Below are 15,253 nucleotides of genomic sequence, written 5' to 3'. Positions count from 1 at the left end.
TTATGTGTTTTTTATTTTATCATTCGATTTTAAATTCACGTCCCATTTTTTTCTAAATGAAGTCCTTATCCAACAGGCGCGGATTATTTTTTGGCTGGTATAGTTCAAGAGATTGACTGGCTGTGCATAACCTGACAAATCTTTCGAGGTCTGATATCGCCCTTTTTGATGTAATAGATAGACTATGGCGGCTAATATGCCCATAATGCCTTCAACACCCACTGTCACCCGCGTTCCAATCAGGCCTGCCATCCAGCCGACCAACAGGCTGCCGATAGGCATGACTCCCTGATAGGCCATAATATAATAGCTGATTACCCTTGCCCTCATATCCAAAGTGGTGTGGGTTTGCAAATAGGTATTTATCGCAGCCGATTGTGCCATCATTCCGGCTCCGCTGATGGCCATGAAGAAAAGCGATGACGCCAGGTTTTTACTGTAAGCGACAAACAAGACGCTTATCCCGAAAATGATGCTGGAAGTGATAATGAGGGGTAAGAGCACTTTGTCACTTTTAAGGTTGGCCAGATAAACGGCGCTGAAGACCGAGCCCAGCCCTGCTGCAATTTCGAACCAGCTGAAGGTATTGGCATCCCCGTTGAAAATATCCTTGGCGAAGATGGGTATCAATGTTCCGAAGGGCATTACCAGCAGGCTGCTTACGGAAAGGAGGATAATCAGTGACCTGATATCCGGATTAGAACGTACATAAATATAGCCCTCTCTAAGGCTTTCCCAGGTTCCCTGGGTAGCCTTTTTGCGTTCTGCAAGATTCAGTTTCATCATGAATATGCAAATCAGAACCGGGCCATAACTAAAGAAATTTCCGAAGAAACAGACATCCTCCCCAAACTGGCCCAGCACTAAGCCTGCCACAGCAGGTCCTGCAATTCTGGCGAAATTTGTCATTGTTGAATTAAGTGCAATCGCGTTGGGTAGGTCCTGCGGATCATCAACCATGTCAACCATTAATGATTGTCTGCAGGTTGAATCAAATGCGTTAACGATACCGGCCAGCAGGCTGAGGCAAATAATTGCTGTAATGTTGTAATGGTTGAATAATATCAGTAAAGCCAGGGCACCAGCCTGCAGCATGGAAATGAGCTGACAAATAACCATGATGTGATACCTGTTGTACCTGTCAATCAGACTACCCGCATAGGGAGAGAGAATCAAAGAAGGGATTAAGCCCACAAACCCGGTGAGCCCAAGCAGCAGGGCAGAACCGGTAAGCCTGTAGACAAGCCATGCTACGGCTGTTTTTTGCATCCAGGTACCTATCAGTGATATGGATTGACCGTAAAAAAAGAGTTTGAAGTTACGGTACTTCATTGAACGAAACATGTTCATCGCTATAAAATTAGGAAGGCAAGATAGGGGAGTGCCCAATCCAGGACTATTATATTGCCGTCAGGACAAATCTCCAAAGAATATTTTAATCGTCAAAATAGATTATTTATATCATATCAATCTGTATTTTAGATTGATTTTATTAAATTTGTATATGGAATTACGACAATTGAAATATTTTTTGAAGGCTGCCGACCTGTTGAATTTTACCCAGGCCGCCAGGGAGGTGTTCATTAGCCAAAGTACGCTGTCCCAGCAGATTCGGCAACTTGAAGATGAACTTGGTCTGCCCATGTTCAACAGAATCGGTAAGCGCGTTGAACTGACCGAAGCAGGAAGACTGTTTTATCCGCATGCACGTTCCGCTTTCGCCAGGGCGAATGACGGTAAGTCCGTCATGCTGGATCTCCAGCAGCTCAACACCGGGCAACTCAACATCGGGGTAACCTACGGACTGAAATATATACTCACTCCAGCACTTATCCATTTTGCTGAAAAATATCCAAAAATAAAAATCAACGTGTATTTTGCGACCTCGGAAGAACTGGTTGACAAGCTTAATCACTCCGGGCTTGATTTCGTGCTTAGCTTTGAAGAAGTTTACCACGACCAGAGTTTACAGTTGCAGTCGCTATTTGAATCAAAGATGTGTCTCATAGCTTCATCAGGTTCGGCACTTTGCAGAAAGAAAACCGTAAGCCTTTCTGATATTCAGACATTGCCAATGGTTTTGCCCGCAACAGGTTACAGTACCAGGAGGTTTATCGACAGCATATTTAAAAAATCAGACTGCTCACCTGAGGTAGCCATTGAAATTAACGATATTCCCACGCTCCTCGAACTGGTCAGAACCGGTCAATGGTATACGATTTTAGCGGAAACCACACTCAATATAAACGATAATCTGGTTAGTATTCCCATAACCGGTTCCAATATGATCAGGAAAGCAGTAATCATTTCCCTCAAGGAAGCCTATGAGAAAAAGTCTGCGACAGAATTCTTCAGAATTTTGCTTGGACAAAACTGACATGAAGGTTTGCAGCGTATCATCATTAACAGGATATTATCAATCTGTTTTATCGATTGATTTAACCTAAATTAAGTGTTTTGTGAATTCATTTTACTTTCAGAATTTTGCCTAAATAATTGCTGATTGAATAAATCGGCAGAAAAAGCGAGGATTATACGATGGATACATCAAATAGACAGCAATATGACCTGGATGATTATATAGAGGATCAGGGATTACAATTTTATTTAGATGCTGCTCTTCAGCATCAGCATTATTTCGAACAGCTGCATAATTATCCACAGGTTCGCGAGTCGGGTCGTGATTTGATTCCATCAGCAGATGAATCCAGTAAAGGGAATAGTACTGGTGGGAAAATAGCAGGTATCATTCATTCGATCTTATCACTATTCATTTAAATCCAGTCTTTTAGCTAAGTAAAATGGCATTAGGTTAAGATAGTTCCCGACCCATTTAATAGTGTTCGCTCCTGCTGGATTACAGTAATTATCAGAGTAGGTATGCCGTTTCATGCTTGGTTTCCGAAAGGACTAGGAAACTCTGGATAGCACCCACGTAGGGCAAACTTGCGATATTAGTAGTCATAAATTCATTGTAGCCCACCATGTCGGGAAGTACAATTTTGATCATAAAGTCAAAATGCCCGGTTAGGTGGAAGCATTCCATAACTTCAGCGTATGTAGACATTCTTTTTTTGAAATCCAGAATATTTTCCTGAGAATGTTCTTTAAGTTGAATATGGGGAAAAGCGACCATCAGTGGACGTACTTTCTCAATGTCAATCAGTGCAACCGTCCTTTTAATATAATGATTACATTTCAAAAACCTGATTCGCTCAACAACACTGGTCATGCTTTTGCCAACTTTCCCGGCAATTTCCTTGTAGGTCATTGATCCGTCTGCTTGGAGTAAATTCAATATTGCTCTATCAGTTTTATCTAAATTAGGGATTGACATATAAAAGCTTAGTGTGTATTGTTTATTTTGTTATTTGGTTTATGTATTGTCAAATATATGATAATACTGTATTTATGGTGTTAATTCATCAATTTAAATTTTACTTAGTGTGTAACATACATTTAGTTTTACTTTTTTATGTGCTTCGCCAAATAAAATTCTGTCATACAATATAAAGAAATACGATTGCAGAATTTATGCCCGGTATCTCAGTATGGAATCAGTAATTTTTATCGCTAAACTTTTTTAACTTTTTGTAAGGTATTAATATAGTGAACTTTACAGTTGTTAAAACTATATTGTTTATGTCAAAAATATATAACTTCGGAGCGGGCCCGTGTATACTCCCAGAACCAGTATTAAAAAAAGCGTCTCAGGCAGTAATAAACTGGAACGGCACGGGGCTATCCATACTGGAAATCTCTCATCGAAGTCCTGACTTTGAGGCGGTCGTACAAAAAACAGAAAACCTTGTACGGGAATTACTCCAAGTTCCCGACACCTACTCCGTTCTTTTTCTGCAAGGTGGAGCGAGTACCCAGTTTTCTATGGTTCCACTAAATTTTTTACAGGGGAAACAGCGGGCAAGTTATCTGGATACCGGGGTTTTCGCTCAGAAAGCCATCAAGGAAGCCAGGTTATTTGGTGAGGTGGAGATTGTGGACTCTTCGCGAGATAAAGCATACAACTATATCCCTTGCCGCTTTGAGCCCGCATATGGTAGCGCATACCTGCACCTGACTTCCAATAATACCATTGAAGGTACCGAAATGTTCAGTTTTCCCAAGACTGCAATTCCGCTGGTGTGTGATATGTCATCGGATATTTTTTCACGAAAAATCAGTGTTTGTGATTTCGAACTCATTTATGCCGGTGCACAAAAAAATCTCGGACCCGCAGGGATGACATTAGTGATTGCAAAAAATACCTATCTGGATTCAGTTAAACATGCAGTTCCTTCTATGTCCGATTACAGGGTTTACCGTAATAACCTTAGTATGTTTAACACGCCGCCCGTATTTTCTATCTACGTGGCGATGTTAAACCTGGAGTGGTTAAAAAGCATAGGAGGTGTGGACGAAATAGAACAGGTCAACATCGCCAAGTCCACCTTGCTCTATGCAGAGATTGACCGCAATACAATGTTTGAAGGAACGGCCGACCCTGAACACCGCTCCAGGATGAACATTACCTTTAAAGCCAGAGACCTTGAAATTGAAAGCGCCTTTTTTAAAATGGCTTCCGGTCATGGAATGGTGGGCATTAGCGGATACAGATCTGTTGGAGGATTCAGGGTTTCCCTTTATAATGCGCTTCCGATTGAGGCGGTTGAAGCGTTGGTAGAGCTGATGAAGGTATTCGAAAAACAGGAACTTAGGGCTGTTCCACTAGTGTCAAAATCAATTATTAAGTAAGAAATGGCAAATATCAGCGCATTTAGGGCATTATGTCCTGAGCAATCATGGTTTACAGGCCTGTTGCGCAGAGCCGGTGAGGGAAACCGGGAACTCAAGTATGCCCTTGAGGGTAGGGGTGATGCAGGAATGGGAACCGGAAGGATTGATAGAGTTGAAGAAGAACTCCTGCTTCTGGTTAAAAATAATAAATACCTGAACCAGGAAAATGAGGCTATTTTTATCTACGAGCAAGAGTCTGTGCTCGGCCGCCAGCGGGGTGTATGGGCACTTGCGGACGTTCAGGACTTTATCGATGGCGTGATCATTCCTCATGAAAAAACCCTGGCGGATCGGGAGAACAGACTGGCGGAGTACCGCTCTTGCCTGGGACTCGAGGGTTCACCTGTACTGCTTACCTACCGCAACCACCAGGGAATAAGCGATTTCATCTCCAAGATCATTCAGGGTAATGACTTTACAGAATATTTACAGGAAGGTAGGATACACCGATTGTGGAAAGTCTCCAGCCCCCAGGATCTGGAGGAAATAACAATGCTCTTTGAAAGGGCCGGAAATATTTATGTTGGGGACGGACACCACCGTCTTGCTGCAGCCGGAAGGCTGCAAAGGCAAAGTCGGCAATGGATTATGGCCCTTTTCGTCGGTACCGCTGATCTTAATATCTCCTCCTTTACCAGGCTAATCAGTCTGGATAAAGCATTTGATGAAGGGGCTTTTTTGACCTCGATATCGAAATTGTTCTTTATATCCGCTGTTCCTTCAAATAAACGATACCTGCCCGATCGCCTTCATCGATTCGGAATGTGCCTGAAAGGGCAATGGTACCAGTTGGATCTGAAATCCGATTTATACGCCTTTTCGCAAATGGCCGATGTGCATATTCTTCAGGAACATGTTCTTTGCCCGATGCTCGGCATATCTTCGCCACAAACCGATCCCAGTCTGGTCAGCGATCCGCTGGCAGATCTGGCAGAAACGATGGAAAAAATAACTGAAAGGACTGATTTTGTACTTTTTACGCTGTTTCCCATGAGTATTTGTAAACTTCTGGAGCACTCAGACAAGGGGCAGTGTTTCCCCCCGAAATCGAGCTATATTGAGCCAAAGGTTCCTTACGGACTTTTGCTGAATGCTCAGGAAATAATGAACAGAAATCCTAAAATTGACATGTAAAAAAAAATATTAATAGCTTATGATTAGAATCTTATCCCTACTGTCCTCCTGGACATTCAATGATTTACTGTCCCTTACTCTACTTGGCGCGGTAATTTTTATATTGGTCTCTTTAAAGAAAAAGGTTTCCCGAGAGGTCAATAGCGACAATGGCGATGATCATATTCACTGGCTTTAGAGCTAAAATTTGAAAGTTTTTCCTTTTTATTGATTTGCAGGAAGATTGTTTAATTGATTGGCAAGTGCAAAGTGATAGTATTGATCTAAATCAGATCAACTTCGGTTGTTTTATACATTTTAGGCATTTTTGGAATGTATTGGTGCTAAAATGAATTTAATAAATCCCCCCAGGTATCTTTGCATTTACAATAGATGTCTGGTATGATTTTTTGCCCGTTGAGCATGATAGTTCCTGATCCTATTACAGGGACAACCTCTGACTGAAAATTTATATCCACATAATGCATTTAGTCTTTGACGCATAACCTGTATTTGAAATTGCTTGGCCCTGCTGATCAGAAGATCAACGGCATCGGGTTTTAACACATTGCTGGGTTTTCCCTCTGTATTGCTGCTTTAGGTTTTCATTTTGTATCCGTTAATGATATTAATTATTAAATTAGCATCGACATAAATGCAAAAAATTGATAGCGTATAAAGACTATAGTGACGAACAGCTCGTGGAACTGCTTACCCAAAGTGATGCCCGCGCTTTTGAGGAAATCTATCTTCGTTACTGGAAGGAACTGCTCTTCTTTGCATCAAATAAAATTGACGACTTTGAAGATTCAGAGAATATTGTGCAGGATATTTTTGTGTCGATATGGAAAAGACGAACCGCATTCGGGATTACATCAACACTTAAAAGCTATCTGTTAACCTCTGTAAAGTACCGTATTATCAAGCACTTTGAACGTAGCCGTTTTCAGCGCATTTATTCTGAGCAGCTGGGACATGAAAATGATTTGCTGGATAATTCAACTCAGGAGTACCTGGATTTTGAACACCTTCGCGAACGTCTGGAACAGCTGATCGTTGAACTTCCTAAAAAAAGTGAGTTAATATTTAGGTTGAATAAACAAGATGGCAAGACCCACAAGGAGATTGCGCTGCTATTGAATATGACCGAAAAGGCCGTAAACACTCAACTGGTCAGGATAAAAAAAACGCTGCGCTCAAAGCTCGATTCCTATTTGTCAAGTATTTTGCTGTGATTTTATCGTGCTTTTAATCAGTAAGTTAGGGTGTTTTTTTAAAATAATTGTTTCCTTTTTAGGCTTCATGGTACTTATTATCAAAGAAGCTTTCAGAAAATGGAGATCCAACCAGACAAATACAGAATTGAGGAACTGGCTCAAAAATGGCTTGACCAGGAGCTTAGCACCAGGGAAGCAAAGGAGTTTGAGCTGTGGTTTAGCCAGATAGATCTTAATCCTGTGGAGGTGCCTCGAACGCCTTCTACAGATGAGGCGCAGTTCGAAAAGGATTTGTTCCGAAAAATCAAGCGAAAAGCTGCGATTTATCCGAAATCAAAAATTCTTTGGCCTAGTGTCGCGGCGGCCTCGATAGTGCTACTTCTGGGATTGGCAATCTTTGCCTTTTATCAATATCGTGATCTCCACAAATCATCCTATGTTCAGGGTCACTCCACTATACAGCCAGGACGCAACCGGGCAATGATGAAACTTGCCAGTGGACAACAGATTGAGCTGGATGCAAACAGGGGATGGGTCAGTGTTCAGGGAAATAATATAAAATATGCAGATGGTTCAATCGTAGCCAGCCAGCTGGCCGGATCGGATATGAACAGCAATTCATTACTTATTACGCCCAGGGGAGGACAGTACCAGATGGTTTTAAGCGATGGAACCAAAGTCTGGCTGAATGCCGGATCGTCGCTTAAATTTCCAATAAAGTTTGGCAAACAAAGGGTAGTTGAGCTTCAGGGAGAAGCGTATTTTCAGGTATTCAGGGATAAAAATCATCCATTTGTCGTAAAGACGTCCACGCAGGAAATACAGGTTCTTGGGACACACTTTAACATTTGTTCCTATGCGGATGAAAAAAAAGCGGTAACCACATTGGAAAGTGGTTCAGTTCAGGTATCACTATCCGAAAAACCTGATGAAAAAATACGCATTAAACCCGGTGAACAGGCAATTTCGGCCAGGGGTTCTCTAGAGGTAAAGACCGCCAACACTCAGCTTGCAGTTGCATGGAAAGATAACAAATTCATTTTCGACCATACCAGTATTGAAGAAATTATGAAAAGGGTAGCACGCTGGTATGATGTTGACGTTGTCTATCAAGGACCAGTACCTACAGAACTCTTTGGCGGAACGGTTTCCAGATTTGACAGTATCGAAAAGGTTCTATCCATACTCGAATTAACAGGGAAGGTTCACTTTAAAATAGAAAGGAGGCAGATAATCGTTAGCCAGTAAATACCTATTGCCATTCGATAAAAAACAGGTTCCGGTCGAAACGGAACCTGCAAAAAATTTGGCCAGAGATCAATAGTACTATCAACCAACCACCAGGGGTAACGTCCTTCAAACACCCCCCTGCGTAACCAAACAAACAAATGTATAAAAATTACATCATAACCAAGGGTGTGCCGAAAAGGTATGTCCGTAAATTTTTGCTAATTATGCGATTAACTACCGCCATAGTGATAGCCACATTGCTCCAGGTGAGTGCAGCAAGCTTTGCTCAAAAAATTACAATCCATAAAAGCAAGACCAGTTTAAGGAATGTGCTCAAAGAGCTGCAGCTACAGAGTGGGTTCGATTTCATTTACACCGAATCGGAACTTGACCGTGCACAACCGGTAAGTTTAAAGGTCAGCGATGCAGAACTAGAGGAGGTATTGGAACTTGTTTTTCGTGAGCAGCCGCTCAGCTACATTATTAGGGACAAAACCATAGCCATTGCGGCAAAAAAAAAATCATTCCTGGATAATCTTTTATCCTCCTTTAAGCAAACCACTGTTGCTGGTAAGGTGACCGACTCCGGAAAAATTCCGCTCCAGTTTGTTACCGTAACAGTGAAGGGTACCCAGACCAGGGTATCGACCAACAGCCAGGGCGAATACAGTATCGTTGTACCTCAGCCAGAGGATATTCTGGTCTTTAGCAGCGTAGACATGCAGACTCAGGAAGTAAAAGTTGCCGGACGTCCTTTGATTGATGTTGTAATGAGGCCACTTTCCATCGCCCTGGAAGAAGTGTCCATTAATACCGGTTATCAGACAATCAAGCAAAGAAAAATGACCGGTGCGACCAGTACAGTGACCAGTACAGAACTGGATAAGCGAAATGCAACCAATATACTGACCAATCTGGAAGGAAGAATGCCTGGTCTTCTCCAGTATAACGGCGCAACAAGGGTTCGTGGTGTGGGAACTTTGAACGCCAGTTCCGATGTTCTTCTGGTTGTAGACGGTTTTCCCATTGAAGGAAGCATAGCAGATATAAATCCGTATGATGTGGAGGGTGTAACCTTACTTAAAGATGCCGCTGCAGCAGCAATTTATGGCGCCAGGGCTTCAAACGGAGTAATTGTAATCCTGACTAAACAAGCTAATAAAAAGGGAAAAACCCAGATTGATTTTTCTTCGAATATCAGTTTTTTTGAAAAACCCGATTATGGGAATTATAATTACATGAGTGCCGCTCAGCAGGTGGATTTCGAAAGCAACTATTATGACTATTATTTCAATAGCGGGATTTTGGGGACGATAGCAACGATGACCGGAAATTTTGAGTCTGCAATCCAGGCCGGTAACGGGATTTCCCCCGTAGCTTACCTGCACTATCAGCGGGCAAAAGGTATTTCAACAACAGCGCAGCTAAATGCAGGACTGGCAGAACTTAAAACGCATGATTTTTTAGCGGAGTATAAAAACAATGCGCTGGAAAATCAGCTCATCCAGCAATACAATATGGCAGTGAGGGTAAACAGGGATAATTTTACATCCAGCCTGGTTGTTAACTATAAAACCGATAACCTTGGACTGATTAATGCATCCAACAGGCAGCTGAATTTGTTTTATAAAGCAAACTATACCCTGAACAAATGGGTTGAGGCAAATTTCGGAATCAATACGATAATCGGGAAAGTCCGAAAGCAGCGAAATGCGGATGCGCTTAATCCATTTAACGTTCCGGCCTACTTCGGATTATTAAATCCGGACGGTTCCAGAGCAGCCTACAACCTCTCCGACTTTAATCCTTACAGCACCTACAATAATGTGTTTGAAACCACCAGCGGATTATCTTCCCTTAAATTCAATCACCTTACAGAGCTCGAAAGGGATTACAGCAACACGACTTCCCGTAATTCACGTTATTTCATAAACATTGCAATCAAACCTTTTTCAGGACTGACCATCAGCCCCCAGTTCCAGTATGAGGATAATAATACCGATATTTCCAGCTACTCTGAAGCGCAGAGTTACCTGATGCGCTGGCTGAACAATACCTATGCAAAACAAACAGGGACAGGTGCCTCGGCGACCTATGCAAGAACATTGCCTGCCGGAGGACGCTTGCTGACCAATCAGTTAAAATCACCGAGTTACACCGCCCGTCTTCAAATCAATTTTAACAAAGATATTGGCAAACACAGCCTAAACGCAATCGCGGGAAATGAATTCAGGCAGACCAGAAGTTACGGTACCACAGGTGGGTTTTTTGGGTATGATGATGAACTTCAGATACAGTCCACCTCTTCGATAGATTTTTACCAGCTGAGTAGGGTAACTTCCACCTTTTGGAATGCCTTCAATTACCCCAATTCAAGCGCATTTGCGCCCTATGTCAATGTTTTCGGTCTCAACACCGATACGCGCCACAGGTATGCATCAGTCTACGCTAATTTAACTTATACCTACGACCGGAAATATACCCTTTTTGGCTCTGCCAGAAAGGACTATGCCGATCTTTTTGGCGGTGCCCCAAAATTCAGAGGTAGCCCATTGTGGTCGGCCGGTATTGTCTGGAATGTAAATGAGGAGCAGTTTTTGCAGGAATTAGTGAATTTTGATGTACTCAAACTAAGGGCCAGTTACGGGCAAACGGGTAATATTGCCACCAACTACACCAGCCTGCTTACGGCAAGTATAGGAGGTACCCAGGTTTATACCAATCTGCCTGTGGCAACGGTCACCGTTCCTCCAAACCCTAATCTGCGTTGGGAAAAAACCAAAACATTTAATCTCGGCCTTGATTTCGCCATACTGAAAAACCGACTGAATGGTGCATTGGATTTTTACAGCAAAAGAGGGACCGATTTGTTTGCCAGAAAACGTTTAGATGTGACCCAAGGTTATTCTACCCTGATCATAAACAACGGGGATATGCTCAACACCGGTGTCGAGGCTACTATAAATTATGAATGGCTAATTCCTGAATTTAATGGTGGTTTCAGATGGATGTCTACATTAAACCTGGGCTATAACAAGAATAGGATAACTTACGTTGATGATGTAATCAAGACACCTGCAGCGCTTGCAGGGAATGGGGCCTTTAAGACTGATTATCCGGTCAACTCCTTGTTTTCCTACCAGTACAGAGGTATAAATGCCAACGGACAACCCCAATACCTTATCTCCAATGGTTCTCTGGTAACCGGCACGGTACCAAGTTCTGATCTGGGAGCAGTAGTTTACTCGGGAACAGCAACGCCCGTAACTAACGCCGCAATAAATAACGAAGTTTCCTGGAAGGGATTGAGCATGAGCGTTTATGCCGTTTACTACGGAGGTCATTCTTTGCGCGACAATCCCCCGAATCTTTATTCCGTTCCTGCTTACGGAGCACTACCTTCTTATCTGCTCAACAGCTGGAGCCCACAGAATTTAGAAAGTTACATACCTGGATTTGGACAATATTATAAAACAGGAATCAATAATAATCAACTTCGGTTCGCAGATTATTTCGTAAAACGTGCAGATTTTATGAAGATCAGAACGCTGATACTCGCTTATGCACTTCCCGGAAGAATCGCTGCGAAGATGAAAGCCTCCAGTATTAAATTCAGATTCCAGATAGATAACCCTAATATCATCTGGACAAAGGAGTCGCTTTCCATCGATCCTGAAACACTGGGCTTAAGAATACCCACATCTTATATCCTTGGAATGAACGTAAATTTTTAGAAATTATGAAAAAGATAATCACTATTCTCACCATAATCACCGCTTTTGCCTTGTCATCCTGCCAAAAGTATACTGATATTACTCCGAAAGGTAAAAATTTATTGACGCGTGCAAACGATCTCGAGTATCTGCTTAATTATTCCTGGGGCTATTTTCAGAATACTTTTAAGTTCACGAATCTTTATGTACTTGATAACGATATAACCTGTTATGAAACAAAAGACGTCCCGGTGATTATAACCGGCGCACGTAAGGATTTTAATTACGTTATGCTGACCTTTGACAAGGCTGTTGACAGGGCTGAACTTTCTGTTACCGATCCTCAGTATGAAGGAATGTACGCTATTATCAATACCCGTTTGAATATTATTCTGGAGCAAGCCGATAAAGTAACTGATGATCCGCAGAAAGTGAAAATGCTGAAAGCGGAAGCACTGATCCTTCGCGCATACCTCCATTATATTCTGGTAAACATCTATGCGAAGGCTTATGACCCGCTTACCTCCTCAACCGACGGAGGGATTGTTTATGCAAATAAAATCGATTTTGAGGCCATCTCACAAAAAAACTCAGTCGCAGATGTTTACAGGCTTATGCTTTCCGATGTTAATGATGCATTTGCACTGAATTCACTTCCCGACAATCCCATTAACGCAATGCGGGTGGGAAAAGGATTTGCCTATGCGGTTAAAGCAAAAATACTGCTCTCGATGCGTAATTTTTCTGGGGCCCTGGAAGCTGCCAACAGTTCCCTGCAGTATAACAAAGCCCTTGAAGATCACACCGTATTCCTCAGGACAGGAACCATTTCCAGAAATGGACTCGGTGCGGCAGATAACCTGTTTTTTGCTAATTCACTTTTTGTGGATCCAACCTATTGTACGCTGAGTCCGGAGCGCTATGATAGTTATGAAGCTGGCAGCATAATCAAGTTTTATACCAATACCTACAGCACAACAAACGGTTTTAGCCGCTCTAAAATTAATGGCACAGCCTATTGGTATAGTTTCAACTATGAGCAGAATTCTGCTGGAATGACCGTTTCGGATACTTACCTGATGAAAGCGGAATGCCAGATAAGGTTAGAACAACTGACCGCGGCCATGGAAACTTTAAATGAGATCAGGAAACTACGCATCCATCCCAGTCAGTATAAACCCCTTAACGATAACACCAAAGCCCAGGCGATGCGCAGTTTAAAAAATGTCTCGCGCACAGAGCTGCTGTTTACATGGAAAAACTTTGCGAACATCAAGCGCTGGAATACCGAGGAAGAAAATAAGGAAAACGTTTCAAGGAACCTGAACGGCTCGGTTTTTACACTGACACCAGACTCTCCTTTATGGATATTTCCATTCCCTAAAAGTGCCACTGATTTTAACCCGAATTTAACCCAAAACTATTAAACACTGCAAAAGGTACATAGTCTTCCTGATTACAAAAAAAAGTAATCTGTGAACCTTTTTAACCTAAATTTTTTAATCCATAAAATGAAGAATTATATAAAAACATGCCTGTCAATAACCCTATTGATGTTAAATTCACTTTCAGGCAAAACACAGGAAACAAAACTAACTTATTCAATTTCCGGTAAAATCAATGGAACCAGATCAGAGCAGTTTCTATATATCATTGGTCCGATAACAGCTGGAAAACAGAAGATAGATTCGGTAAAGCTCAAGAGTGGTGAATTTAAAATTTCCGGCAATTCAGAGGAGCCGGCACTCGCAAATGTCTTTTTGAAAGACCTTTCTGGCAAAAAAACTGCTTCTGCAAGTTTTTACCTGGATGGTTCACCGGTGACTTTTACCGCGGGCCTGGAAACCACAGCACAAACTTTTGTACGCAAATCGGTTACTGGCTCAAAACTTCAGGACGAAATCAGTCTCATCCACTCAAATGCAGACCAGTTCTCCCAGCTTCCGCAGTTGCGTGATGCCTACAAAAAGGCGCTTTCTGATAAGGACAGCCTGGAAATGAAAGTGCTGGATAAAAAAATTCAGAATGCCGCGAGCCTTCGCAGAGGAAACCTGGAGAAGTTTGCCAAGGATAATCCTGAGAAGTGGGCCAGTCTGTTTATACTGATGTATGATCTCCCTTTAAGAAATTTGGAAGCCTTAAACCAGGTTAAATCTTTATTGAACAACCTTAATCCAGCCATCCGGTCCGGGTATAATGCGAAAACATTGTTTTCAAAGATCGAGTTTAGTGAAAGGAAATATTTAATGGGGAAGGTGCCGGAAGACTTTGCACAGAAAAGTCACCTCGGTAAACTGATCAAGCTCAGCGATTACCGCGGGAAATATGTGCTTATTGATTTCTGGGCTTCCTGGTGCCACCCATGCAGGGAAGAAAATCCAAACCTGCTCAGAGCCTTTAATCTTTATAATGGTAACGGATTTGAAATTTTAGCCGTCTCCCTGGATACCAAAAAAGATGCCTGGATTAAAGCGATACAGGAAGATAAACTGCCATGGACGCAGGTTTCTGATCTTAAATATCCTAACGATGTGGCAAATCAATTTGGGGTAAATACAATCCCTGACAATTTCCTGCTTGATCCCCAGGGTAAAGTTATCGGACAGAACTTAAGAGGGAAAGCCCTAGATGTAAAACTTGCCGAGCTTTTTGGTGAAAAGAAGTAACTGGAGATATTTTCACCAGAAATGATTCATCAACACTAGTAAACCAAGAAAAAATTAAGCTGACCAGTAGGATTACAATCAATCCTTCCGGTCAGCTTAATACAGATGTTTTTCTGATAATAATACTTGTAGTTTCTGAATCCATTACAATTGGCGGTTTCTGAAAAAGCGAAGTAAAATCAGTAAAAAACTATCGCATCGCATAGTTTTATCATATACACCGGATGATTCATATCATTTGCCTGAAACGCCATACACCGAAGCATCAGCAGCATTAACTCATTAGGTTTTTAGGCTGGCCGGTGAATTCATTTGTCATTAAATCTGAAACTACACCCCTAATATGAACAAAGAAACGCTCGTTTCATTCTTTTCTGAAAAGAGATTGTTCATTTTGCTTATAAAAGTCCCGCCAGCAGATAATAGTTGTCTATTGCCTGAAGCATCCTTGGAGTGTAAATAGGATATCGCGGTTCAGGACTTAACAGATATTCCTTTTTTTGTGAAGCAATCGGATTCA

General features: G+C 42.0%; 11 protein-coding genes. 9 read left to right on the top strand and 2 right to left on the bottom strand.

The window, feature by feature from the left end; genetic code table 11:
* Positions 1-1,332 carry an MFS transporter gene (locus U859_RS0127870; RefSeq protein ID WP_240183109.1) on the bottom strand — a complete coding sequence of 444 codons (1,332 nt, stop codon included), beginning with the start codon at positions 1,330-1,332 and terminating at the stop codon, positions 1-3.
* Positions 1,333-1,504: 172 nt separating this feature from the next.
* On the opposite strand from U859_RS0127870, the gene U859_RS0127865 reads away from it, so the two are divergent.
* Both U859_RS0127865 and U859_RS0127860 read left to right on the top strand, forming a co-directional pair.
* On the top strand, positions 1,505-2,377 hold the full coding sequence (locus U859_RS0127865; protein ID WP_025146502.1) for a LysR substrate-binding domain-containing protein: 873 nt from the start codon (positions 1,505-1,507) through the stop codon (positions 2,375-2,377).
* A 161-nt stretch (positions 2,378-2,538) separates the two neighbouring features.
* Complete coding sequence (locus tag U859_RS0127860) at positions 2,539-2,778, top strand: hypothetical protein (RefSeq protein WP_025146501.1); 240 nt, start codon at positions 2,539-2,541, stop codon at positions 2,776-2,778.
* 91 nt (positions 2,779-2,869) lie between these two features.
* On the opposite strand, the gene U859_RS0127855 is transcribed toward U859_RS0127860, so the two are convergent.
* A complete protein-coding gene (locus tag U859_RS0127855) occupies positions 2,870-3,337 on the bottom strand; it encodes an Lrp/AsnC family transcriptional regulator (RefSeq protein ID WP_025146500.1) in 468 nt (155 codons plus the stop codon).
* Positions 3,338-3,642: 305 nt separating this feature from the next.
* Between U859_RS0127855 and serC the strand changes: the two genes are divergently transcribed.
* From serC to U859_RS0127820, 7 genes are all read left to right on the top strand, one after another.
* Positions 3,643-4,752 carry a 3-phosphoserine/phosphohydroxythreonine transaminase gene (gene serC / locus U859_RS0127850; RefSeq protein WP_025146499.1) on the top strand — a complete coding sequence of 370 codons (1,110 nt, stop codon included), beginning with the start codon at positions 3,643-3,645 and terminating at the stop codon, positions 4,750-4,752.
* Positions 4,753-4,755: 3 nt separating this feature from the next.
* Positions 4,756-5,928, top strand: coding sequence for a DUF1015 family protein (locus U859_RS0127845; protein WP_025146498.1), 1,173 nt, complete (start codon positions 4,756-4,758; stop codon positions 5,926-5,928).
* A 644-nt stretch (positions 5,929-6,572) separates the two neighbouring features.
* On the top strand, positions 6,573-7,142 hold the full coding sequence (locus tag U859_RS0127840; protein ID WP_025146497.1) for an RNA polymerase sigma factor: 570 nt from the start codon (positions 6,573-6,575) through the stop codon (positions 7,140-7,142).
* A gap of 99 nt (positions 7,143-7,241) precedes the next feature.
* Positions 7,242-8,372: a FecR family protein gene (locus U859_RS0127835; RefSeq protein ID WP_025146496.1), complete on the top strand. Its 1,131-nt coding sequence runs from the start codon at positions 7,242-7,244 to the stop codon at positions 8,370-8,372.
* Positions 8,373-8,578: 206 nt separating this feature from the next.
* Positions 8,579-12,088 (top strand): SusC/RagA family TonB-linked outer membrane protein, encoded by a 3,510-nt coding sequence (locus U859_RS0127830; protein WP_025146495.1) that lies wholly within the window; start codon positions 8,579-8,581, stop codon positions 12,086-12,088.
* Positions 12,089-12,093: 5 nt separating this feature from the next.
* Positions 12,094-13,494 carry a RagB/SusD family nutrient uptake outer membrane protein gene (locus U859_RS0127825; RefSeq protein ID WP_025146494.1) on the top strand — a complete coding sequence of 467 codons (1,401 nt, stop codon included), beginning with the start codon at positions 12,094-12,096 and terminating at the stop codon, positions 13,492-13,494.
* An 84-nt stretch (positions 13,495-13,578) separates the two neighbouring features.
* A complete protein-coding gene (locus tag U859_RS0127820; protein ID WP_084153167.1) occupies positions 13,579-14,733 on the top strand; it encodes a TlpA disulfide reductase family protein in 1,155 nt (384 codons plus the stop codon).
* Positions 14,734-15,253 lie beyond the last annotated feature (520 nt).

It is taken from the genome of Pedobacter jeongneungensis (assembly GCF_000633455.1).
Lineage (GTDB): Bacteria > Bacteroidota > Bacteroidia > Sphingobacteriales > Sphingobacteriaceae > Pedobacter > Pedobacter jeongneungensis_A.
Note: the sequence above shows the minus strand (reverse complement) of the source record. Positions and strands in the feature narration are given on the sequence as shown.

Excerpts from the sequence above, each read along its gene's own strand:
- U859_RS0127870 (WP_240183109.1), bottom strand. The coding sequence starts at position 1,332 with ATGAAGTACCGTAACTTCAAACTCTTTTTTTACGGTCAATCCATATCA.
- U859_RS0127865 (WP_025146502.1), top strand. The coding sequence starts at position 1,505 with ATGGAATTACGACAATTGAAATATTTTTTGAAGGCTGCCGACCTGTTG.
- U859_RS0127860 (WP_025146501.1), top strand. The coding sequence starts at position 2,539 with ATGGATACATCAAATAGACAGCAATATGACCTGGATGATTATATAGAG.
- U859_RS0127855 (WP_025146500.1), bottom strand. The coding sequence starts at position 3,337 with ATGTCAATCCCTAATTTAGATAAAACTGATAGAGCAATATTGAATTTA.
- serC (WP_025146499.1), top strand. The coding sequence starts at position 3,643 with ATGTCAAAAATATATAACTTCGGAGCGGGCCCGTGTATACTCCCAGAA.
- U859_RS0127845 (WP_025146498.1), top strand. The coding sequence starts at position 4,756 with ATGGCAAATATCAGCGCATTTAGGGCATTATGTCCTGAGCAATCATGG.
- U859_RS0127835 (WP_025146496.1), top strand. The coding sequence starts at position 7,242 with ATGGAGATCCAACCAGACAAATACAGAATTGAGGAACTGGCTCAAAAA.
- U859_RS0127830 (WP_025146495.1), top strand. The coding sequence starts at position 8,579 with ATGCGATTAACTACCGCCATAGTGATAGCCACATTGCTCCAGGTGAGT.
- U859_RS0127825 (WP_025146494.1), top strand. The coding sequence starts at position 12,094 with ATGAAAAAGATAATCACTATTCTCACCATAATCACCGCTTTTGCCTTG.
- U859_RS0127820 (WP_084153167.1), top strand. The coding sequence starts at position 13,579 with ATGAAGAATTATATAAAAACATGCCTGTCAATAACCCTATTGATGTTA.